Source organism: Brevundimonas pishanensis (assembly GCF_022750635.1).
GTDB lineage: Bacteria > Pseudomonadota > Alphaproteobacteria > Caulobacterales > Caulobacteraceae > Brevundimonas > Brevundimonas pishanensis.
Window position 1 is genome coordinate 380,867 of sequence record NZ_JAJKBG010000001.1, and the last position, 21,281, is coordinate 402,147.

21 protein-coding genes are annotated in these 21,281 nt (G+C 62.5%); 14 read left to right on the forward strand and 7 right to left on the reverse strand.

Annotated elements, in window-relative coordinates:
• Window positions 1-137 precede the first annotated feature (137 nt).
• A complete protein-coding gene (locus LOX95_RS01890) occupies window positions 138-1,775 on the forward strand; it encodes a leucyl aminopeptidase family protein (RefSeq protein ID WP_242912596.1) in 1,638 nt (545 codons plus the stop codon).
• 46 nt (window positions 1,776-1,821) lie between these two features.
• Here the strand turns inward: LOX95_RS01890 and greA are convergent, their stop codons facing one another.
• Window positions 1,822-2,301, reverse strand: coding sequence for a transcription elongation factor GreA (gene greA, locus LOX95_RS01895; protein ID WP_242912597.1), 480 nt, complete (start codon window positions 2,299-2,301; stop codon window positions 1,822-1,824).
• Window positions 2,302-2,347: 46 nt separating this feature from the next.
• Here greA and LOX95_RS01900 point away from each other — a divergent pair, with 46 nt between their 5' ends.
• The 3 genes from LOX95_RS01900 to LOX95_RS01910 all read left to right on the forward strand — a co-directional run bounded on the left by LOX95_RS01900 (window position 2,348) and on the right by LOX95_RS01910 (window position 6,453).
• Window positions 2,348-3,574 carry a TIGR03862 family flavoprotein gene (locus LOX95_RS01900; RefSeq protein WP_242912598.1) on the forward strand — a complete coding sequence of 409 codons (1,227 nt, stop codon included), beginning with the start codon at window positions 2,348-2,350 and terminating at the stop codon, window positions 3,572-3,574.
• Window positions 3,575-3,640: 66 nt separating this feature from the next.
• Window positions 3,641-5,278, forward strand: a complete 1,638-nt coding sequence (locus LOX95_RS01905) for a M20/M25/M40 family metallo-hydrolase (protein ID WP_242912599.1) — start codon at window positions 3,641-3,643, stop codon at window positions 5,276-5,278.
• Window positions 5,279-5,310: 32 nt separating this feature from the next.
• Window positions 5,311-6,453, forward strand: a complete 1,143-nt coding sequence (locus LOX95_RS01910; RefSeq protein WP_242912600.1) for a serine hydrolase domain-containing protein — start codon at window positions 5,311-5,313, stop codon at window positions 6,451-6,453.
• Between the two features lie 6 nt (window positions 6,454-6,459).
• On the opposite strand, the gene LOX95_RS01915 is transcribed toward LOX95_RS01910, so the two are convergent.
• From LOX95_RS01915 to LOX95_RS01925, 3 genes are all read right to left on the reverse strand, one after another.
• A complete protein-coding gene (locus tag LOX95_RS01915) occupies window positions 6,460-7,005 on the reverse strand; it encodes a YybH family protein (RefSeq protein ID WP_242912601.1) in 546 nt (181 codons plus the stop codon).
• Between the two features lie 48 nt (window positions 7,006-7,053).
• Window positions 7,054-8,019, reverse strand: coding sequence for an EamA family transporter RarD (gene rarD / locus LOX95_RS01920; RefSeq protein ID WP_242912602.1), 966 nt, complete (start codon window positions 8,017-8,019; stop codon window positions 7,054-7,056).
• Between the two features lie 79 nt (window positions 8,020-8,098).
• Window positions 8,099-9,145, reverse strand: coding sequence for an aspartate-semialdehyde dehydrogenase (locus tag LOX95_RS01925; RefSeq protein ID WP_242912603.1), 1,047 nt, complete (start codon window positions 9,143-9,145; stop codon window positions 8,099-8,101).
• A gap of 150 nt (window positions 9,146-9,295) precedes the next feature.
• Between LOX95_RS01925 and zapE the strand changes: the two genes are divergently transcribed.
• A complete protein-coding gene (gene zapE / locus LOX95_RS01930; RefSeq protein WP_242912604.1) occupies window positions 9,296-10,411 on the forward strand; it encodes a cell division protein ZapE in 1,116 nt (371 codons plus the stop codon).
• 133 nt (window positions 10,412-10,544) lie between these two features.
• Here the strand turns inward: zapE and mdh are convergent, their stop codons facing one another.
• Entirely contained in the window at window positions 10,545-11,507 is a 963-nt protein-coding gene (gene mdh, locus LOX95_RS01935) for a malate dehydrogenase (RefSeq protein WP_242912605.1), read from the reverse strand.
• A 142-nt stretch (window positions 11,508-11,649) separates the two neighbouring features.
• Between mdh and LOX95_RS01940 the strand changes: the two genes are divergently transcribed.
• The 9 genes from LOX95_RS01940 (at window position 11,650) to LOX95_RS01980 (ending at window position 17,919) form a co-directional block, all read left to right on the forward strand.
• Window positions 11,650-12,381: an EcsC family protein gene (locus LOX95_RS01940; RefSeq protein WP_242912606.1), complete on the forward strand. Its 732-nt coding sequence runs from the start codon at window positions 11,650-11,652 to the stop codon at window positions 12,379-12,381.
• A gap of 3 nt (window positions 12,382-12,384) precedes the next feature.
• Complete coding sequence (locus LOX95_RS01945) at window positions 12,385-12,822, forward strand: HIT domain-containing protein (RefSeq protein ID WP_242912607.1); 438 nt, start codon at window positions 12,385-12,387, stop codon at window positions 12,820-12,822.
• 200 nt (window positions 12,823-13,022) lie between these two features.
• Window positions 13,023-13,400 (forward strand): succinate dehydrogenase, cytochrome b556 subunit, encoded by a 378-nt coding sequence (gene sdhC, locus LOX95_RS01950; RefSeq protein ID WP_427846564.1) that lies wholly within the window; start codon window positions 13,023-13,025, stop codon window positions 13,398-13,400.
• A complete protein-coding gene (locus tag LOX95_RS01955) occupies window positions 13,397-13,786 on the forward strand; it encodes a succinate dehydrogenase/fumarate reductase transmembrane subunit (RefSeq protein WP_242912609.1) in 390 nt (129 codons plus the stop codon). The genes sdhC and LOX95_RS01955 overlap by 4 nt, the downstream gene beginning before the upstream one ends.
• A 6-nt stretch (window positions 13,787-13,792) precedes the next feature.
• The gene (gene sdhA, locus LOX95_RS01960; RefSeq protein ID WP_242912610.1) at window positions 13,793-15,577 is read left to right on the forward strand and encodes a succinate dehydrogenase flavoprotein subunit; all 1,785 of its coding nucleotides are present in this window, start codon (window positions 13,793-13,795) and stop codon (window positions 15,575-15,577) included.
• A 14-nt stretch (window positions 15,578-15,591) separates the two neighbouring features.
• Window positions 15,592-16,395: a succinate dehydrogenase iron-sulfur subunit gene (locus tag LOX95_RS01965; RefSeq protein WP_242912611.1), complete on the forward strand. Its 804-nt coding sequence runs from the start codon at window positions 15,592-15,594 to the stop codon at window positions 16,393-16,395.
• A gap of 20 nt (window positions 16,396-16,415) precedes the next feature.
• Entirely contained in the window at window positions 16,416-16,736 is a 321-nt protein-coding gene (locus LOX95_RS01970) for a 2Fe-2S iron-sulfur cluster-binding protein (RefSeq protein WP_242912612.1), read from the forward strand.
• Window positions 16,737-16,752: 16 nt separating this feature from the next.
• A complete protein-coding gene (locus LOX95_RS01975; protein WP_242912613.1) occupies window positions 16,753-17,541 on the forward strand; it encodes a kinase in 789 nt (262 codons plus the stop codon).
• 123 nt (window positions 17,542-17,664) lie between these two features.
• A complete protein-coding gene (locus LOX95_RS01980; protein ID WP_242912614.1) occupies window positions 17,665-17,919 on the forward strand; it encodes a hypothetical protein in 255 nt (84 codons plus the stop codon).
• A 6-nt stretch (window positions 17,920-17,925) separates the two neighbouring features.
• Here LOX95_RS01980 and LOX95_RS01985 read toward each other — a convergent pair whose 3' ends face one another.
• Window positions 17,926-18,774, reverse strand: coding sequence for a haloacid dehalogenase-like hydrolase (locus tag LOX95_RS01985; protein WP_242912615.1), 849 nt, complete (start codon window positions 18,772-18,774; stop codon window positions 17,926-17,928).
• A gap of 46 nt (window positions 18,775-18,820) precedes the next feature.
• Window positions 18,821-21,172 (reverse strand): sensor histidine kinase, encoded by a 2,352-nt coding sequence (locus LOX95_RS01990; protein WP_242912616.1) that lies wholly within the window; start codon window positions 21,170-21,172, stop codon window positions 18,821-18,823.
• Between the last annotated feature and the right edge of the window lie 109 nt (window positions 21,173-21,281).

The window sequence follows — 21,281 nt, forward strand, 5'->3', positions numbered from 1 at the left end:
CAAGGAGCTGCCAGCCCCAAACGTGCTCCTGACGTGACACGGCGTCGCGTTGAGGGCGCGATGTGCCTAACGCGGGTTGCTCCGCGTGGGCGGCGCGCTTCATAAAGCCCACCTGTCGTCAACGAGGGGGCTGACTGATGCAGCGTTTCTACAAATCTTCCATCGCCGTTCTGGCTGTCGTCGCAGCCGCAGGTTTGAGCGTCGCTCAACCGGCCGAGGCGCAGTCGCGCCGCGCACCTGCCGCGAACGAGCGCGTCGCCCAGCCCGTTGGCGCTTCGGCCCGCTACTCGGTTATCCGCGAAGTCGCTTTCGCCAGCGCCCTTCCGGCGGCATCGGATACTCTGGTCATTGTCGCCTCCTCCGAAGAAGATCTGGCCGTGCGCGGTCTGGACGCCGCCACCGTTGAAGCGGTGAAGTCGGGTCTGACCGCAGCGCGCTTCAACTACGGCCCACGCAAATCCATCAGCCTCTACGGCGTCGCGGGGTGGAACCGCGTGTATGTTCTGGGTCTGGCCAAGGACGCCGGCGCAGCGGACATCCAAACCGCCGGGACGATTGCTGGCCGCGCCCTGATGTCGGAAGCCGGAATCCTCACCGTCGCCGCCAAAGGCCTGTCCTCGGACGTCGTCTCCGAGATCGTCACGGGTCTGGGCATTGGCCAGTACCGCGTTGATTTCTACAATACCGACGCTCGCATCACGGCTCTGCCGGGGGCAATCACCGTCGTCGCCGATGGCGATGCCGAGGCCCACTACAAGTCACGCGGTGCCCACATCGTCGAGGCGATGAGCTGGACCCGCAACATCGCCAACGAGCCCGCCAACATCGTCTATCCCGAGGTGTTCGCCGCCCGCACACGCGAAGCTTTTGCCGGTATTCCGGGTGTGACGGTCGAAGTTCTGGACGTGGCAGCTATGCAGCGTCTGGGCATGGGTGCGATTCTGGGCGTGGGTCAGGGCTCCCAGCGTCCGCCGGCGCTGGTCGCAGTCCGCTATCGCGGTCAGGGTGCCGCCACCACGGGCCCGATTGCTCTGGTCGGTAAGGGTATTACCTTCGATTTCGGCGGCATCTCGATCAAGCCCGGCGCCAACATGGGCAATATGAAGATGGACATGTCCGGTGCTGCGGGCGTGGTGGGTGCGGTTCTCGCGCTGGCCAAGTCGGGCGCGCCGGTCGATGTACTGGCCGTTGCCGCTGTCGCCGAGAACATGCCTGATGGCGGTGCGATCCGTCCGGGTGACGTTCTGACCGCGATGAACGGCAAGACCATCGAGATCGTCTCGACCGATGCCGAAGGTCGCCTTGTTCTGGCCGATGCCATCACCTGGGCTGACACCAACTATAATCCGGCGGCTATCATCGACGTGGCGACCCTGACCGGAGCTGTGGGCGGGGCTTTGGGACCGGACTATGCCGGTCTGTTCACCCGTCACGACGCATTGGCTGATCAAATCGTGGAAGCGGGCAAGGCCGCGGGCGAGCCCGTGTGGCAACTGCCGATGCACCCGTCCTACGGCGGCCGTCTGGCATCCCCAATCGCAGACCTGCGTAACGGTGGCGAGCCGGGACCGGGTGCGGGTACCGCGGCTCACTTCATCGGCAATTTCGTTCGTCCGGAAACGCCGTGGGCGCACATCGACATGGCCAATGTCGCCTATGGCGGTGGCAATGACGTCAAGCCCGCGGGTTCGGCAGCCTGGTCGGTACGCCTGTTGGAAAACTTCGTCCGCAACTTCCAGCCGGTAGCACTGGAAAAGGGCAAGGGCGGCCACTAAGGCCCTTGCGTCTCAATAGGAAAGGCCCCCGTCTCGGGGGCCTTTTTTATGCGTCTAGGGCGATGATCGCCACGGTCTGTCCGGCGATTTCCGCTTCTTCATCGACCTGTTTGCCGATCAAGGCCCGTGCCAGAGGCGAGACATGGCTGACAGAACCCTTGGCGGGGTCGGCTTCGTCCTCGCCTACGATGCGGAAGGTCTGGGTGCGGCCATCTTCGCGCTCGATGGTGACAGTGCCGCCGAAGCGCACCTTGCCTTCGGGCGCGATCTCTAGAAGCTGGGCGGTGCTGCGCCGTGCCGACCAATAGCGAAGGTCACGCGTGGCTCGGGCCATGGCCGTGCGGTCAGTCTCGATAGAGCCGTTCACCTGCGCCGCAGCATAGGCTGCGCGCGCCTCTGCCAAGGCGGCGTCGATTTGGGCCAAGCCTTCGGCGGTCACCCAGTTGGGGTGCGTCGAAACGGGGCGGTCGACCAGATCGGCGGCGGTCGCTTCCAGATCTTCTTCGCGGGTAAAGGCAACGCTCATGCACAGGACTATGCCGTTTCCGTTCAATCCGGTCTAGGAAGAGCGCATGAACGCCACTCCTCCCCCATCATCTCGCGTGGTCATTATCGGTGCCGGACCGGCTGGTCTGATGGCGGCCGAGCAACTGGCCGATCAGGGCCATGACGTGACCGTGCACGACCAGATGCCGTCGGTGGCGCGCAAATTCCTGATGGCGGGGCGTGGGGGGCTGAACCTCACCCACAGCGAACCGCGCGAGCGGTTTGACCGGCGCTACGGCGAAGCGCAGCCCCAGGTCGCCGACTGGCTGGACGATTTCGATGCCCAGGCTCTGCGTACATGGGCGGACGGCTTGGGTGCCGAGACCTTTATCGGAACCTCGGGCCGGGTCTTTCCCAAGGCGATGAAGGCCTCGCCACTTCTGCGCGCTTGGCTGGCGCGTCTGGCCCGGAAGGGCGTCACCATCAAAACGCGTAGTCGCTGGACAGGTTGGCACGGCGATGCGCTGGCCTTCGACGAGCTGGACGGTTCCAGCGAGGTTGTGGCTGATGCGGTCATACTGGCGCTGGGCGGAGCCTCGTGGGTCAAGCTGGGCTCGGATGCGGCTTGGGTCCCGTGGCTGAACGCCAAAGGTGTGGATGTCCGCCCGTTCCAGCCCGCGAACGTGGGCTTCGAGGTCGATTGGTCGCCCTTGTTGGTTGAACGGTTTGCCGGACACCCCCTGAAGAATATCGGCATCACCTTCAGTGGCCATACGGCACGCGGCGAGGCCATACTATCGGGCTACGGTTTGGAGGGCGGCGCGGTCTATGCGTTATCCGCGGTGGTTCGCGAAGCCATCGCGAGGCAAGGCGAAGTCATGGTCCACATCGACCTGCGTCCCGATCAGACGCTCTCGCAATTGGCAAACAGACTGGACAAGCCGCGCGGCAAGAACAGCCTGTCCAATCACCTTCGCAAGTCGCTGCACCTCGATCCGGCCTTCATCGGGCTGATGCGCGAAGCAGGCCCCTTGCCCGAAGAGGCGATGGCGCTTGCACAGTTGATCAAGGCTGTGCCCGTGCGATTGAAAGCACCGCGAGGTCTTGAGCGGGCCATATCGTCGGCAGGCGGGATCGGGCGTGACCAGTACAACCGCGAACTGATGCTCAATGCCCTGCCCGGCGTATTTGTCTGCGGCGAGATGCTGGACTGGGAAGCGCCCACAGGGGGCTATCTGCTTCAGGCCTGTTTTGCGTCCGCTGTGCGCGCGTCACGAGGCGTGCAACGCTATCTTGTGAACGCGCAGTCCTGATCAAAGCTCGACATTTATGACCGGACTGGGGCAGCGTATGGCTCTCATACCCTCAGGAGATGGTTGATGTCGCTTCGTCCCGCTGCCTTGGCTCTGGCTACCGTCCTTATGACTTCGACCGCCGTGTCGGCGCAGGTGCAGGTTGATCCGGAGCGGCTCAATGCTTTGACGCGCGAACTGGCTTCGGATCGCTTCGAGGGACGGGCACCGGGCACCCCGGGCGAGACGCTGACGGTCGAATGGATTGCGGAGCAGTTCAAGGCACTGGGACTTGAGCCGGGCGGTCCGGATGGATCATGGTTCCAGACGGCCGAAGTCTCGCGCACGGGGCCCGATGGCCCTGCCGTTTTGACCGCCCGTGCCGGTGACCACACCGTCAGCTTCGCGCGCGCAGACGAGATCATTGTGGGTTCGGACCGTCCCGTCAGCCGCATCACCCTGACCGATACTCCGGTCGTGTTTGCCGGCTATGGCGTCAGTGCTCCCGAGCGGGGGTGGGACGATTTCAAAGACGTCGATGTGCGCGGCAAGCTCTTGCTGGTCATCGTCAATGATCCAGACTTCGGGGCACCCGAGGGCCATCCGGTCGCCAACACCTTTGACGGGCAGGCCATGACCTTCTATGGCCGCTGGCCCTACAAGTTCCAGGAAGCCGCCGCACAGGGTGCTGCCGGAGTTCTTGTGATCCACGACACGGGAGGGGCCGGCTATCCGTGGTCGACGCTGGCAGGGTCTTCCACAGCCCCGGACCTCGATATCGTCCGTGCCGATCCGGACAAGGAACGCGTCGCCGCCCAGGGCTGGATTTCCAGCGAAGCGACGCAGAAGCTGCTGCAGCTGGCAGGGCTCGATCTGGACACCTTGCGGGTGGCTGCCCGCAGTCGCGACTTCCGGCCCGTCGAACTGGACGGCGTGACGATGAATATCGACTTCGGCCAGAAGGCTGACCGGATCCAGACCCGCAACGTCATCGCCCGTATCACCGGAACCGAGCGTCCGGACGAAACCGTTATGTTTGGTGCCCACTGGGACGCCTATGGCCGAGGGACACCCAAGGACGGCGACGATATCTATAACGGTGCTGTGGACAATGCGACGGGCGTTGCGGGAGTGCTCGAGATCGCCCGCCTGTTTGCGCAGGGTGAAAGGCCGAAACGCTCGGTCGTGTTTATTTCGTGGGCCGCCGAAGAAACCGGCCTTCTGGGCGCAGAGTACTACGCGGCCAATCCCGTCTATCCGCTGGAAAAGACTGTTGCGAACATCAACATGGACAGCCTACTACCGGGTGACGATATCGATCCGAACATCGTGGTAATCGGTGCGGGCAAGTCCGATCTGGACGCGCGCCTGTTGCCCTATGCGACGCGCGAGGGGCGCCGTCTGATCCCCGATCCGGCACCGCAGGCCGGTGCCTTCTACCGCTCGGACCACTTCCCTCTGGCGCGTGCAGGGGTCCCTGCGCTCTTCGCGGCTGCGGGCTTTACCGGTCACAACGAGGCCAGCCGACAGTATGTCTCGGGGGCTTACCATACCCCCAAGGACGAATGGATGCCGGACTGGACGATGAAGGCCGCGGCAGCGGACGTGCAGCTGATCTACGAGGTTGGCCGCGAGTTGGCCGACAGTTCCGACTGGCCACAATGGAGCGCGGGCAGCGAGTTCGAAGGCGTGCGAAAGCAAAGCGAAGATCAGCGTCGCCCGTGACCTGGGTGACCAGCCGGAGTACACACACTTCCATGACGACACCTCAAATTCACGGCACCTGCCCAGACCGTTTTGTTGCGGTCAAAGACGCCTTTGCTGCCAACTTCACCGATGCCCCAGAAGGGCTGAACGAAGTGGGCGCTCGCTTCTCGGTTACGATTGAAGGCGAGACGGTCATCGACCTGTGGGGCGGTTCGGCCGACACCGCCGGCGAGAAACCGTTCACCCAGACGACGCTGGTCCCCATCTTCTCCAGCGGCAAGGCAGTGATGGCCTTGATGATCGCCCGCCTCGTCGAGCAGGGAAAACTGTCCTACGACGACAAGGTGATCGATCACTGGCCCGAGTTCGGCCAGAACGGCAAGGACCACCTGACCATCGGGCAGTTGATGAGCCACCAGTCGGGCCTGCCGGGCTTTGACGAGCCCGTCGATCCGGCCATCTGGTATGACCCGCCTGCGGTTGTGGCACGTCTGGCGGCGCAAAAGCCGATGTGGGAGCCGGGAACTGCCTCCGGCTATCACCCTATTTCGATTGGCCTGATGGCGGGTGAAATCTTCCGTCGTCTGGACGGTCGCACCATGGGTACGGCTTTGCGCGAAGACTTCTGCGAGCCGTTCGGGCTGGACCTCTGGATCGGCACGCCTGCCAGCGAGCATGATCGCGCCGCCGAGATGAAACGCCCCAGCAGCCTGCCCAATCTCGGCAAGCTGGACGAGCTGAAGATGGCTGCCTTCGTGAACAAGGGCGCGGCCCCCGGCGGTCGTGGCTCTGCCGAGTGGCGGGGGGCTGAAATCCCGTCGGCCAATATGCACGCCTCGGGTGCCGATCTGGCGCGCATCCTGTCCATCATTGCTAATGATGGCCGCCTGAAAGGCGAAACCTTCCTGTCGGCGGAAACCTTAGGTGCCCTGTCGCAGGAACGCATTCACGGACCGGATAAAATCCTGCCGTTCACACTGAGCTGGGCTGCGGGTCTGATGCGCAATGAAGGGATCGACATCTTCGGCCCCAACCCCGACGCGCTCGGCCACTGTGGCTGGGGCGGGTCACTGGTCTGGGCTGACGACAAGGCCAAGGTGTCGGGTGCCTATGTCATGAACCGCCAGTCGCCGCACCTTCTGGGTGATCCCCGCGCGGTGCGTCTGGTCAACGCCCTTTATCAGGCGTTCTGACGCGGCTCAGGCTTCGGGTGGCAGCGCGATTTGATCGTGCAGGATCTGCCACCCGTCGACCGAGCGTCGAAGCAGGCGGGTGAACAGTGCGCGGTGATGCTGGCCATTGATCGTCACGATCATCCGTCCCGAGGCGACGGCGGTGTAGTCGTCCAGTTGCAGCGTCTCGAACCACTCGTAGTTCATTGTGCCAAGGCCGCCAGCGCGGGCCTTGCGCGCCTCCAGCCATGCACGGACAGGCTCAGGGCCCTTCAGGGGCTCGTCGCCATAGAGGACCAGCAGCGGCTGATCGACCGTGTAGTGGCCCATGATCGCGTCGATATCGCCCGAAGACCACGACGCCGCTGCGGCATCCAGCGTATCGCTCACCTGATCGAACAACTGGGCCGAAGTGACCGAGGGCTTGAGGCTGTGCTGTTCGCGGGCCTCAAGCGACGGCTGCTCGGTCCGGGCCGTGCGGATAACCTCGTCCTGTGCGGTTGCGCAGGCAGGCGCGCCTACCAGCAGGATGGATGACAAGGCGAGGACGGGCAGGACGCGAGGGCTGATCATAGGTCTGTCTTAGTCCGGAATGCCGACGGAACTCAACGCAGGTTGCACTTAACGAGGAGCGACGTCGTCCGCCTCTTCGACCAGACCCGGTTCGAACTCGGTGGCCACCGGCGCATCGTTACGACGGCGGGCCGAAGTCACCGCCCCATAGATGAACACCAGCACTGCCGCCCAGATAAAGACGAAGGATGCAATCCGTAGTCCGCTCAGGGGTTCACCCTGGGACATACCGATGAAGAAGACGATGGTCGGTGCAAGGAACTGCAAAAAGCCCATGCTGGACAACGGGATACGGCGCGCGGCCCACGAGAACAGCATCAACGGTATGACCGTGACCGGTCCGGCCAAAAGCAGCCAGGTAGTCGACAGGGGCGAAGTGAAGAAATGGCCCTGCCCTGATGTCTCCAGCCAGAACATGTAAATAAGACCCGGCAGGGTAAGGATCAGACATTCGATGAACAATCCGGTCTGTGCGTCGGCCTGAACGCGTTTGCGGATGATCCCGTAGGCGGCGAACGTCACGGCCAGACCGATCGAAATCCACGGGGCGTGGCCCAGAGCGGCGGTCTGGATCGCAACGCCCACCGCAGCCAGTCCCATGGCGATCTTGCCTGCGCCGCTAATGCGCTCGCGGAAAATCAGGGCACCTGCGGCCATGTTCAGCAGCGGGTTGAGGTAATAGCCGAGCGAGGCGTCAAGAGTACGCCCGCTATTCACCGCCAGAATATAGGTGATCCAGTTCGCGGCGATGATCGTGGCGGACAACGTCAACCAACCCATGACCTTGGGCTGGCGCAGCACATTGAGGATCTGCGTGCCCTGCTTGGCCAGAAGCACAAGCAGCAAGGCCCAGACCACACCCCACACCGCACGGTGGGCCATGATTTCCCACGAGGTCGCACCGGCATGGGCCATCTGCTGGAAGGCCAGCGGAATGAAGCCCCAGAAGAGGTAGCAAAGCACACCGGCGGCAAAGGCGGTGCGGGTCTCATTAGAGGCTGGGGTGGGGGTCACAAATCACCTAGGGCGGGGAGGCCGAAGACTATCAGGAAGAAGGAAAACGCCCCGTGGCGAACCGCGGGGCGTTGTTGGATCAGACGATCATGGTCCGCACGCCGGACTTCGGCGTGATCGTTCCGGTTTCGTCCAGAAGCTGTGCAATCTGCACCGCATTGAGGGCCGCGCCCTTGCGCAGATTGTCCGAGACAACCCAGAAGGTCAGGCCATTCTCGACCGTGTGGTCCTTGCGGATACGCGAGACGAAGACGGCGTGTTCGCCAGCAGCGTCCACCGGCGTGATGTAGCCGTCGTGTTCCAGCTTATCGACCACCAGCACGCCCGGGGCCTCACGCAGGATGTCGCGGGCCTCGTCCGGCTCGATCGGGCGATCGAACTCGACTGTGACAGCTTCGGAGTGACCCACGAACACCGGAACGCGCACGCAGGTGACGGTCAGCTTGATGTTCGGATCGAGCATCTTGTGGGTCTCGTCCCACATCTTCGCTTCTTCGTCGGTGTAACCGTCGTCGCGGAACGAGCCGATGTAAGGCAGGACGTTAAAGGCGATCTGCTTGGGGAACTTCTTGGGGGTGGCGTCGCCGAGGCCGTAGATGGCCTTGGTCTGGTTCCACAGTTCGTCCATGCCTTCTTTGCCTGCGCCCGAAACCGACTGATAGGTCGAGACGACAGCGCGCTTGATCTTGGCGGCGTCGTGCAGCGGCTTCAAAGCCACCACCAGCTGTGCGGTGGAGCAGTTCGGGTTGGCGACGATGTTCTTCTTCTTGACCAGCTTGACCGCGTCCGGGTTCACTTCCGGCACGATCAGCGGCACGTCGGGGTCCTTGCGGAAGGCCGACGAGTTATCGATGACCACCGGACCCAGCTTGCCGATCTTTTCCGACCATGCGCGCGAAACGTCACCGCCTGCCGACATCAGCACGATGTCGACGGTCGAGAAGTCGAATTGTTCGATGTCTTGACACAGGATGGTCTTGTCGCCCCAAGCGACTTCCATGCCTTTCGATTTTCGTGAGGCAATCGCGTGCATTTTCTCGACGGGGAAGTTCAGCTCCTCGAGAATGGCCAGCATTTCCCGACCGACATTGCCGGTGGCGCCTACGATGGCGACGCGATAGCCCATGGTGAAATCAACCTTCTATATGGGTGTGTGAAAGAATGAGCTTTTGCATGTGGTGCTTTCGCACCTGCGAAGCAACCAAAAATATCTAAGACCTCTGTTTAGGCCCGCTGGTGCTTCCCTGAACGCGTCGGTCGGACTATCCCGTCTGGCATGACCTCCCGCATCCGTAATGCCTATGACATCCGCGTCGAAGAAGGCGTCATCAACCCCGATCCGGCGCAGCTCGGCCTGATCGCGGAACTGGAGCGACTGGAAGACGATCTGTCCCAGCGCGGCCTGTTCGGCAAGGTGCCCGCTGTGCGCGGCATCTACATCTGGGGCCCGCCCGGACGCGGTAAATCCATGCTGATGGACCTGTTCTATTCGGCCATTCCGGAGCAGCGCAAAGTCCGCGCCCACTTCCACGCCTTCATGGCCCGCGTCCACGATCTGGTGCGGCAATGGCGCGAGGGCGACAAGATCCAGCGCAAGGCCGTGTTCGGCGTACACAAGGGCGATGACCCCATTCCGCCCGTCGCTGCGCTGATCGCCTCGGAGGCGCGCCTGCTTTGCTTCGACGAGCTACAGGTCACCGATATTGCCGACGCCATGATCCTTGGTCGTTTGTTCGACGCCCTGTTTGAAAAGAAGGTCGTTCTGGCCATCACGTCGAACCGTGCGCCCGAAGACCTCTATAAGAACGGCATCAATCGCCAGCTCTTCCTGCCATTCATCGACATGCTGCGCGAAAAAACGGTCGTCGTCGAAACGGCAGGCGCGCGCGATTTTCGACTTGATCGTCTGGCGGGTGATAAGGTCTGGTTCTCCACGGGGGCCGAGGGAGCCGTTGCGGCCTTCGAGTTGCTGTGGTCCGATCTGAAAGGCGGCGAGCCGGAAGAGCCGACCTCGCTGACAGTATTGGGCCGTGAAGTGACGGTGGACCGCACGGTCGGCGGAATGGCCCGCGCCAAGTTTGATGATCTGTGCGGAAAGCCACTGGGGCCGCAGGATTATCTGGCCATCGCCAAGCGTTTCCACACGCTCTTCCTCGAGAACGTGCCCAAGCTTGGTCCGAACAACAGACAAGAGGCCCGCCGCCTCGTGACGCTGATCGACGCCCTTTACGAAGCCAAGACCCGTCTGGTGGTTCTGGCCGACGCCGAGCCCGAGGTCCTGTATCCCGAGGGCGACGGCGCCTTCGAGTTCGAACGTACCGTCTCGCGCCTCAACGAAATGCGCAGCCAAAGCTGGCTGGAGAACGAGCCCGAGGCTCTCAAAACGCACTAAACCGACAAAGAAAAAGGGCCGCCCCATCAATGGAGCGGCCCTTAATCTTATCCAGCGCGAGATCGCTCAAGCAGTGAGAGACCGCGTCGTGAGCGGTAGCGATCTCGCGCTCCGCCCGCGCAGCGGGCCAGTATTAGGCGAGGCTCGGATCGGCAGCCTTACAGGCTTCGATCAGGCCGTTCACCGAAGCGACCGAGGTAGCCAGCATGGCCTTCTCTTCTTCGTTGGTGGTGAACTCGACGATCTTCTCGACGCCGTTGGCACCGATCATGGCCGGAACGCCGACGTACAGGTCCTTCAGACCGTATTCGCCGTTGACGTAGACAGCCGACGGCAGAACGCGCTTTTGGTCCAGCAGGTACGAACGGGCCATGGCGATGGCCGATTCAGCCGGAGCGTAGAAGGCCGAGCCGGTCTTCAGCAGGGCAACGATCTCGCCGCCGCCCTTGCGGGTGCGCTCGACGATAGCGTCCAGATCAGCTTGCGACAGGAAGCCAGCAGCCACAGCGTCCGGCAGCGGCAGACCGCCAACGGTCGAGTGACGCACCATCGGGACCATGTCGTCGCCGTGACCGCCCAGGGTCCAGGCGTGGATGTCCTGGATCGAAACGCCGGTCTTCTCAGCCAGGAAGTAGGCGAAACGAGCCGAGTCCAGAACGCCAGCCATGCCGACGACTTTCTCTTTCGGCAGGCCCGAGAACTTCTGCAGAGCCCAGACCATGGCGTCCAGCGGGTTGGTGATGCAGATCACGAAGGCATTCGGAGCGTATTGCTTGATGCCTTCACCCACGGCCTTCATGACCTTGAGGTTGATGCCGATCAGGTCGTCGCGGCTCATGCCCGGCTTACGCGGAACACCGGCGGTGACGATGCAGACGTCTGCGCCAGCGATGTCGGCGTAGTCGTTTGCGCCCTTCAGGGCGACGTCTTGACCGAAGACGGCCGAAGCTTCGGCGATGTCCAGACCTTTACCTTGCGGGGTGCCTTCAGCGATGTCGAACAGAACGACGTCCCCCAGAGCTTCGCGAGCTGCGATGTGGGCAAGGGTGCCGCCGATCATACCGGCGCCGATAAGGGCAATCTTTGCGCGAGCCATTTAAGGTCTCTCCAGTCGATGTTGCGTGTGCGAAACACTATTCGATGGCGGGCGGTCTAGACCCGTGTGGGAGCGGGAGCAAGTCTCCCGCGTTTGGGCTTTGGTCTTCAACACTTAGTCCAGCCATCAGGTAGCTTTGCTTATGAACCCCCAGTCCGAACCGACCGCATATGAAAACAAGGCTTTAACTCAGGCCTTGGCATGGCGAACCCGCCAACATCGCCGTCCGGGGGTGTGGGATCGTTCTACGCGTGCCACGCAGGATAAGATCAACAACATCATTCCAGAGCCTGTCCATAAGGCGGTCACGGCGGTGATGAAGCAGATGACCAAGGCCATAATGACCGGATCGGGCTGGATTGCCGGTGGGCCACGTACCGCGGGCACTCTCGAAGAGCGCGAAAAGGCCATCTACCAGTTAATGAAGGTCTATCGCAGCACCGCCAGCGTAGAAGGTGCCGTGGCTGGTGCAGGTGGATTTGTGCTGGCGGCTGCCGATTTGCCCGCGCTGATGGCGATCAAGATCAAGATGCTGTTCGAGATCTGCGCGGCCTATGGATTCGACAGTCGTAATCCGGCCGAGCGTCTGTTTATCCTGCGCATCTTCCATCTGGCGTTTTCAAGCGCGCGGCAGCGCCCCGCAGCGCTGGCCGCGCTGGAGGCCAGCGCGCCCGAAATGGAAGGCGAAGCTATCGAGATCGACTGGCGGAAGTTCCAGCTTGAGTACCGTGACTACCTCGATCTGGCCAAGCTACTGCAACTGATGCCTGTCATCGGAGCCCCGGTCGGAGCGGTCGCGAACTGGCGTCTCACGACGCATGTGGCCAAAACGGCCGTTCAGGCCTATCGGCTAAGGTGGTTTAACGAGGTCTGATCCATGATCCCTGCCGAGGCTTTTCGCGCTGATCCAGCTTTCGAGGCGGCGTCGATCCACGTCACCGACTGGCCCTTGTGTCAGGTGCGTCTCCAGAATGACGGACGTTTCTGCTGGCTGATCCTTCTTCCGCGCGTGGAAGGGGCAGTGGAGCTGTCCGATCTGGATGCCGTGCAACGGGCCCGGCTGATGGAAGAAGCCGTGCAGGCTGGCGACCTGATCGCGGAGATGGCTGCCGCGGAGGGAGCGCGGGTCGACAAGATCAACACCGCCGCTCTCGGAAATGTGACCGCGCAACTACACGTCCACGTTGTGGGACGGTATCGTCACGATCCGCTTTGGCCCGATCCCGTCTGGGGCCGACCCGGCACCGTCGCCTGCGAACCGCCAGTCCTCGAAAAGCGTATCGAGACGGTCAAATCGCACCAACTTACCGCCTGACGGACTTAATAACCCGACTAAGGGCGTGGGTTCGTTGACATCGCCTGCTGCACGGCACAAAAGCCTTTGCAACAGTCTGACCCTGAATTTCCACAGGTTTTTTGAGAATCATTCGCATGTCGAACCATCAGGCAGCGGGTGGCACCCCCGGCGACCGTACCGGCCGCTACGTCCGCCACCCCAACGGGCACGTAACGCCCATGTCGCCCTTCACCTCGATCTGGCGCTGGCACATCACCATGGTGGCCTCGATCCTGTTCCGCGTCACGATCGGCGCGGCCACGGTCGGTGCTATCCTGCTGCTGGGCTGGGCCGCCGTCGCCTCGAACGGTGCGGAGGCTTACAATAAGCTTGCCGCGTGCCTCGCCTCGCCGCTGGGCCTGATCGTCGGCTTCGGTCTGACGCTGGTGTTGTTCTCGTTCCTGCTGAACGGCGCGCGCCACCTGATCAACGACTTCGGCCATGGCCTGACCGTCAAGTCGGCCAACCTGCTGTCGCGCATTGCCGTCTGGGGTCCGCTGGTTCTGGCCGTCCTGTTCTGGGTCGCCCTGTTCGCTACGGAGAAGGTTTCGCTGTGAGCGCTGCACCTAAGTTCAAAAACAATGTGAAGATCTCCGAGCGTCACGGCGCCGGTGAGTGGAAGCTCGAAAAAGCGCTTCTGCTACTTCTTATGCCGCTGTCGGTCTGGCTTGCCTCGACGGGCTTCACCCTTGCCGGTGCCGATGCTGCCGCTGTGGGTGCATGGTTCGCCAATAAGCTGAATGTCGGCCTTGCCATCGTCACCGCGCTGGCCTTCTTCGGCTTTGCCTATCTCGCCTGGAAGGTGATCATCGAGGACTACGTACCTGCGCCGTCGTCGCGCAAGTCGCTGAGCCTCGTTGCCCTGATCGTCTTCGTTGTGCTGGCTGCTGCCAGCGTGTTCTTCATCGTGCGTGCCGCCGCAGCGCTGGCCGCAGGAGCTTAATCGACCATGGCTGCTTACGAGCTTATCGATCACGAATACGACGTCGTTGTCGTCGGCGCGGGTGGCTCGGGCCTGCGCGCTGCACTCGGCGCCGCCCAGCAGGGCCTGAAGGTCGCCTGCGTCACCAAGGTCTTCCCGACCCGCTCGCACACCGTGGCTGCCCAAGGCGGCATCTCGGCTTCGCTTGGCAACATGGGCGAAGACTCCTGGCAATGGCACATGTACGACACCGTCAAGGGTTCGGACTGGCTGGGTGACCAGGACGCCATCGAATACCTCGTTCGTAACGCGCCCAAGGCCGTTTACGAGCTGGAACACTGGGGTGTGCCTTTCTCGCGTACCGACGAAGGCAAGATCTACCAGCGCGCCTTCGGCGGTATGACCCGTAACTTCGGTGAAGGTCCGGTTCAGCGCACCTGCGCCGCCGCCGACCGCACCGGCCACGCCATCCTGCACACCCTGTACGGCCAGTCGGTCCGTCGCGAGGTCGAGTTCTTCGTCGAGTACTTCGCTCTCGACCTGATCATGCAAGACGGCACCTGCACCGGCGTCACCGCCCTGCAGCTCGACAACGGCCAGATGCACCAGTTCCGCGCCAAGATGGTCGTTCTGGCCACCGGCGGTTACGGTCGTGCCTACTTCTCGGCAACCTCGGCCCACACCTGCACGGGCGACGGTAACGCAATGGTGCTGCGCGCCGGCCTGCCGCTGCAGGACATGGAATTCGTCCAGTTCCACCCGACCGGCATCTACGGTGCCGGCTGCCTGATCACCGAAGGTGCTCGTGGCGAAGGTGGTTACCTGACCAACTCGGAAGGCGAGCGCTTCATGGAGCGCTATGCGCCGACCGTGAAGGACCTTGCTCCGCGTGACATGGTCTCGCGCTCGATGACCATCGAGATCCGCGAAGGTCGTGGTGTTGGCCCGAACAAGGACCACATCTACCTGCACCTCGATCACCTCGATCCGGCCATCCTGCATCAGCGCCTGCCGGGTATCTCGGAAAGCGCCAAGATCTTTGCTGGCGTGGACGTGACCAAGGAGCCGATCCCGGTTCTGCCGACCGTTCACTACAACATGGGCGGTATCCCGACCAACTATCACGGCGAAGTGCTGACCCTGCGCGACGGCAATCCGGACAGCGTTGTCCCGGGCCTGATGGCAGTGGGCGAAGCGGCTTGCGTCTCGGTTCACGGTGCAAACCGTCTGGGTTCGAACTCGCTGACCGACCTCGTGGTATTCGGCCGCGCTGTTGGCCTGCGTTGCGGCGAAGTCGTCGACAAGGCAGCGCCGGTTCAAGCCGCTCCGAAGTCGCAGATCGACGCCCACATGGCTCGCTTCGACCGCTTCCGTTACGCTTCGGGTTCGACCCCGACGTCGGAACTGCGTCTGTCGATGCAGCGCGCCATGCAGTCGGACGCCGCCGTGTTCCGTACCGGCAAGACGCTGGAAGAGGGCGTTCAGAAGCTGCGCGCCATCGACGCAGCGGGTTCGGACATCAAGACCACGGACCGTGGCCTGATCTGGAACACCGACCTGATGGAAACCCTCGAGTACGACAACCTGATTTCTCAGGCTATGGTCACCATCGAGGGCGCTGCCAACCGTACCGAGTCCCGCGGCGCTCACGCCCGTGAAGACTTCCCGGATCGCGACGACACCAACTGGATGAAGCACACCCTGGCGTGGAAGCGTCCGGGCGAAGGCGTCCAGATCGATTACCGTCCGGTTCACAACTACACCATGTCGGACGAGGTCTCGTACATCGAGCCCAAGGCACGCGTGTACTAAGGAGGATTTGAAACATGGTTCAACTCAACCTCCCGCGCGGCTCCAAGCCGACCACCGGCAAGGTCCACAAGGCTCCGGCTGGCGCGAAGAACGTCAAGTCGTACAAGGTCTATCGTTACGATCCCGAAGTGGACGCCGATCCGCGTTGGGACACCTATGAAGTGTCTTCGGACGACCACGGCCCGATGCTGCTGGACGCCCTGATCCACATCAAGAACACGATCGACCCGACCCTGTCGTTCCGCCGTTCGTGCCGTGAAGGCATCTGCGGTTCGTGCTCGATGAACATCGACGGCTCGAACACCCTCGCCTGCACCAAGGGCTGGGACGAGTGCAAGTCGCACAACATCACCATTGCTCCGCTGCCGCACCAGCCGGTCGTGAAGGATCTGGTGACCGACCTGTCGCTGTTCTACGCCCAGTACGACTCTATCCAGCCGTACCTGCAGTCGGACGTTCCGGATCCGGAAAAAGAACGCCTGCAGACGCCGGAAGAGCGCGAAAAGCTCGACGGTCTGTACGAGTGCATCCTGTGCGCCTGCTGCTCGACCTCGTGCCCGAGCTACTGGTGGAACCAGGAAGAGTACATCGGTCCGGCAGCCCTTCTGGGTGCCTACCGCTGGATCTCGGACAGCCGCGACGACGCCACCCAGAAGCGCCTCGACGATCTGGAAGACCCGTTCAAGCTGTACCGCTGCCACACCATTATGAACTGCGCTCAGGTGTGCCCGAAGGGTCTGAACCCTGCCAAGGCTATTGCCGAGACCAAGAAGCTGATGGTCGCTCCGTCGCGTAAAAAGGAAAAAGCGTCCGCGTAAGCGGGCGCTAAGCCTTCCCCGTGGCAAAGATCAAATACATCGAGTTCGATGGCCGCGAGCATGAGATCGAGGTCAAGAACGGCCTTTCTGTCATGGAAGGCGCTGTCCGGAACAACATTCCGGGTATCGACGCCGACTGCGGTGGGGCCTGCGCTTGCGCAACTTGCCACTGCTATGTCGACGAAGAGTTTCTGGATGTGACGGGCCGCCCGTCGGCGATGGAAGAGTCGATGCTAGACTTCGCCGAGAACGTGCAGCCTAACAGCCGCCTTTCCTGCCAGATCCGCGTTAGTGATGATCTGGACGGCTTGATTGTCCGGCTTCCGGAAAATCAGCACTAAGATTATAGACCCCCGATTGCCTGAGGCCGTCGGGGGTTTTCTTTTATCCCGCCTAAGGCCCGACCATCCCGTTATATTCGGGATCGCCGGCAGTCAGGGATCGGGCAAATCCACCCTCGCGGCGCATCTGGCCAAAACGTATGGGGGTGTCAGTCTTTCGCTCGACGACGCCTATCTGATGCGTGAGGAGCGGGTCGAGTTGGCCCGCAAGGTCCACCCCCTGTTTCACACGCGAGGTGTGCCGGGTACGCACGATCTGGAACTTTTGGGTCGTGTATTGGACGCTTTGCTCGATGCCTCGGAGAACAGCGAGACCCCCCTGCCCGCGTTTGACAAGCTGGCCGACGAGCGCCTCCCCATTGACCAATGGCCGGTGTTCAAGGGGCGTCCGCGCTTTGTCATTCTGGAAGGATGGTGCCTTGGAGTCCTGCCCGAGCCAGAGGCACGGCTGGCTGATCCGGTGAACACACTCGAAGCGGAGGCAGACGTTCTGCTCCACTGGCGCGAGGCTGTGAATCAAGCGTTATCAACCGCTTATGCCGCGCTGCATCAAAGGTTGGAGGCTTTGGTGTATTTGAGAGCGCCCGACTTCGACACGGTGCTGGACTGGCGCTGTGAACAGGAGGCCGGGCTTTTGGGCGTGGAATATATTCCGGCCGGACGGCGCGGGGCGCTGGCTCGCTTTGTCGCCCACTTCCAGCGATTGACCCTATGGATGATGCAGGGGGGCATCAGGGCCGATATGACGGTTGATCTGGATACCCGACGCCGTGTTGTTGCCATCGCGATGAACCATACCACCTGATAGGATGAGCTTCAGTAATCGCCTGCCTCTGCGGGCTGTGTCAGGTTTGTTGTTGTGTTCGGTTTGTTCAAACGCGGCGAAAGCGCATCGTCTCTAAAGCCTATTTCCGGCCGCGGTACCGTGATGACGGGGCAAATGGACCTGCCTTGCAGGCTGAAGGCGGCGTCGGACAAGCGGCTTGAGGTGGCGCTGGAGCGCGGGACGGGCGTATCGGGCGCGATGATCGTGGTCGATCACGCGCGCGGACTGGCGATGGACGTAAAGGTAGCGCAGGCCAAGGGAGCCGAGGTCAGCTTCGAGATCGTGCGCAGCCACGATTTACGTGGACTTGTCCCGGCGCGACTGAGCCGCGCGCGGGACGTCTATAACCGCCGCTAGGGCGCGTCAGATACCGGCGGGCATGGTGCCCGAGTTGATAGCGATGCGGCCCACCAGGCCCTTGACGATCAGGTCCAGAGCCGAGCCCTCGCTATAGTCGGCGGCGGCCACAAAGTTCACGCGGTCTTCCGAAATGAGCGAATAGACCTTCTTCTGGTCCTTCTCGTTCGAGCGCGGGTCATAGACGGCGATCGAGAAACCACCCTTGGTGTGCATCATCTTCATGGTCGGCACATCGGTGTCACCATCACCGAGGAAGATCATACGGTCGAACGGGATCGGGCGATCCTCGTCAGGAATGAAGTGGTTTACCCGCTCGTGTTCCCAATGGTTGTTCACGCCCTTGTTGATGCGGAACAGGTACTGGGTCTTGGTGGTATAGTTCACACCTACCGCCGGCCACGCGGCCTCGCCTTTGTCGTCATAGACATAGTGGCTGGCGAAGACGTGCTTGAGAGCGGGACGGATCGGCGTGCCGTCGATCATTTCCTCGAGGCCTGCCGAGATGATGTAGTGCTCGATCTCGAGGTTGTACTTGGCACCGAAGGCGTTGATGCGGTCAAACCAGGACAGATCGCGAAGCCCCTCGAACAGGGCGACGTCCTTGCCGTGATCGCTCAGCATCTCGCGGGTGATGGAAATGCCCTTGGCGCGGGCGTGCTGCAGCATAAGCTGCATATACATCAGGATACCGTCGGCATCGGCCGACTTGGTCAGGGCCTCGGCCTCTCCCCAGAACGCGCCAATGTCCATGCCCACGGACGGGATGAAGCTGACCTCCTGCATGTTTCCACGGGCAAGGGTGCCATCGAAATCATAGATCAGGGCAGTTTTCAGCGGGGCGTTTTCGGCCATGGGGGCAGAGGTTCCTAATGTCTTGGACCGGCCCTGTAGCACGAAGTCAGTCTAAAATCAGTTCCGGTATGGCTGCCGAACATTGGGCCTTGGTCGGAAGGCGCAGGATGAAGGTCGCGCCCTTCCCGGGTGCCGACTCCACTTCGGCAGTTCCGCCGTGCAACTCCACCAGCGCCTTGACCAGCGCCAATGCCACGCCCGGCCCGCCGCGCTCGCGCCGTACGAACCGGTCGAATACGTGGGCCTGTAGGTGGAAGGGAATGCCGCGCCCGGTGTCGCTGACACGAATTTGCACCTCTTGCGGTGATGCCACTACAGCCAGTTCGACCACGCCGCCGTCCGACACAGCACGACAAGCATTTTCCAGCAGGTGATCAACCGCCTGCCCCACGCGATGCTCGTCCGCTCGCAGGATGGGCAGCTCGTCAGGCAGGGTCAGTTCCAGTCGGGCACCGCGACCTTCGATCTTGGGACGGATCGTCTGGCAGAGTTGCGAAAGCAGGTCTCCGAGGCGCACATCGCCGAGCACCAGTTCCATTTCACCGGCGTCGATCTGGGCCATGTCGAGAACATCGTCGATAGAGCGCGCCAGATGGCTGGCCGCAACGCGGATTGCTCCAGCGTGCTGGCGGCTGCGCTCCGGCATATCGCCCATGGCCTCGAGCAGTTCGGAATAACCGACGATAGTCGTCAGCGGTGTTCGTAGTTCATACGAAACGCTACCGACGAACTCACGCTTAAGAGCCTGACTTTCGGCCAGCGCGGCCTCCTTCTCGGCCAGAGCCTGCTCCAGTCCACGGCGTGCCGTCTCGTCGCCGAATGCCACCAGGGTAGCACCGTCAGGCAAAGGCCGGGTCTTCCACACCACGAACCTGCCGTCTTGCGTACGGCCCTCGCCCGAGACGGGGATACGGCTCTCTGGGTCGGGATCGGCCACGCGCGCCTTTAGCCCCATCCACAGCGCATTGTCCGGTAGGAGGGCGCGGCACAGTTGTGCCACGTCGTCAAAGTCCTGCGCATTGTCCAGCTTTTCCTTGGACAGGTTCCAGAACGCCTCGAAGGCATCGTTACGCAGACGAAGACGACTGTCGGAGCCGAACACCGCCACGGCGTCCGACAGCTTGTCCAGCGTCGCCATCTGGACCTGAATTTGCGCATTGTAGCGGCTGCGCAGGTTCAACTCGTCGGTGATGTCCGAGAAGATCAGCAGGATGCCGCCCAGCGGGTGCGGCTGGCGGACGACGCGCAGGGTCCGACCGTCGGGCAGGCGCCACGTATCGTCGGGCGAGGCCTGGGCTGCGCCATAGAATTCCAGCTCGTGAGCTTTCCACTGGGCGTAATCGACCACTTCGGGCAACAGGCGGCGCTGGCGCAGGCGATCCAGAAGCTCGCCATGCGTCGGGCGTTCGTCCAGCCATGCAGCATCGATATTGAACAACTGCTGGAAGGCGGTGTTGTGGAAGGCCAGACGCTTGGCCGGACCGAAGATGGCCACGGCATCGGCAAGGTGGTTCAGCGTCTCGTCATGGGCTTCAACGTGACGGCGCAGGGTGTCGCGCGTCTCTTCGGCCTCGGTCATGTCGATGGCGAAGGCGATAACCGCCCCTCGCCCGCCGATCAGCGGCTCTGCCGTGATCTTCCATGCGCGGCGTCGGCCATCGGACGAAATCCAGCGGAAGCCTTCCTGACGGCTGTTCAAGCGTACGGCCTCCGCGACGATGGCGTCGGCGCCGCGATCAAAGCTGATGCCGTTGTCGCGCGCGCCTTGCAGACTGTCGCAGCGGGTTTCGTGCAGCCACGCACCGTTCGCCCAGACCAGCTTGCCCGAGCCGTCCACCACCCATGTAGGCGATGGCGACTGCTCGGCCAGAACGCCCGGACCGGCCTCCATGCCGATGGCGTGGGTGACCTTGGACAGGCGCACCCATGCCCCGCCCCCCAGAGCGCGTCCTTCGACAGCCCAGGAGCCTTCACCGGACTCGATCACGGTTTCGAAACCCTCGCCCTCATGCAGAAGGGCGATCATGCGGTTGGGATGCAGGCGTTTTAGGCGGGCGGTAAGCTGGTCCGCAGCGGTCCGAACGGCCTCCTCGCTCGGTTGCCCCCCGTTCGGGAGGGGCTGCTCCACCAGATGGAACAGTGGCTCCCGGGGGCCATAGATCGCTCGCACAGACCCTTCTGGCGACAGGGCAAGGCGCAGATCATCAAAGGCGTTCAGTGCGCCCGCACAGGCGGCGGACTGGATCAAGGCGTGGGTGGCCTGTTCTTCAACAGCCTGTTCGCGGCGTTTGATACTGCGATGCAGGCGGGCGGCCCATGCACTGACCGCGAGCGCCAGACCCGCGGCACCAGCCGTGGCCACATAGGCGATGTCGGCGGCGATGTCGGCCTCGGCCATACCCACTCCAGCGCGCAAAAGGTTGATTCGCCTTTACCATAACCTGATTGGGGGCTTTTCGGCGACGCTTGATGCCGTATTGCGCCATCGGATTTGAAGGGCGATATCG

Bases quoted from the DNA above. Each gene is read 5' to 3' on its own strand.
- LOX95_RS01945 (WP_242912607.1), top strand. From the start codon at position 12,385: ATGATCCCTGCCGAGGCTTTTCGCGCTGATCCAGCTTTCGAGGCGGCG.
- LOX95_RS01915 (WP_242912601.1), bottom strand. From the start codon at position 7,005: ATGATCAGCCCTCGCGTCCTGCCCGTCCTCGCCTTGTCATCCATCCTG.
- zapE (WP_242912604.1), top strand. From the start codon at position 9,296: ATGACCTCCCGCATCCGTAATGCCTATGACATCCGCGTCGAAGAAGGC.
- LOX95_RS01890 (WP_242912596.1), top strand. From the start codon at position 138: ATGCAGCGTTTCTACAAATCTTCCATCGCCGTTCTGGCTGTCGTCGCA.
- LOX95_RS01900 (WP_242912598.1), top strand. From the start codon at position 2,348: ATGAACGCCACTCCTCCCCCATCATCTCGCGTGGTCATTATCGGTGCC.
- sdhC (WP_427846564.1), top strand. From the start codon at position 13,023: ATGTCGCCCTTCACCTCGATCTGGCGCTGGCACATCACCATGGTGGCC.
- LOX95_RS01925 (WP_242912603.1), bottom strand. From the start codon at position 9,145: ATGGGCTATCGCGTCGCCATCGTAGGCGCCACCGGCAATGTCGGTCGG.
- LOX95_RS01905 (WP_242912599.1), top strand. From the start codon at position 3,641: ATGTCGCTTCGTCCCGCTGCCTTGGCTCTGGCTACCGTCCTTATGACT.
- LOX95_RS01980 (WP_242912614.1), top strand. From the start codon at position 17,665: ATGACGGGGCAAATGGACCTGCCTTGCAGGCTGAAGGCGGCGTCGGAC.
- LOX95_RS01910 (WP_242912600.1), top strand. From the start codon at position 5,311: ATGACGACACCTCAAATTCACGGCACCTGCCCAGACCGTTTTGTTGCG.
- LOX95_RS01940 (WP_242912606.1), top strand. From the start codon at position 11,650: ATGAACCCCCAGTCCGAACCGACCGCATATGAAAACAAGGCTTTAACT.
- LOX95_RS01985 (WP_242912615.1), bottom strand. From the start codon at position 18,774: ATGGCCGAAAACGCCCCGCTGAAAACTGCCCTGATCTATGATTTCGAT.
- LOX95_RS01990 (WP_242912616.1), bottom strand. From the start codon at position 21,172: ATGGCCGAGGCCGACATCGCCGCCGACATCGCCTATGTGGCCACGGCT.
- mdh (WP_242912605.1), bottom strand. From the start codon at position 11,507: ATGGCTCGCGCAAAGATTGCCCTTATCGGCGCCGGTATGATCGGCGGC.
- LOX95_RS01965 (WP_242912611.1), top strand. From the start codon at position 15,592: ATGGTTCAACTCAACCTCCCGCGCGGCTCCAAGCCGACCACCGGCAAG.
- sdhA (WP_242912610.1), top strand. From the start codon at position 13,793: ATGGCTGCTTACGAGCTTATCGATCACGAATACGACGTCGTTGTCGTC.
- greA (WP_242912597.1), bottom strand. From the start codon at position 2,301: ATGAGCGTTGCCTTTACCCGCGAAGAAGATCTGGAAGCGACCGCCGCC.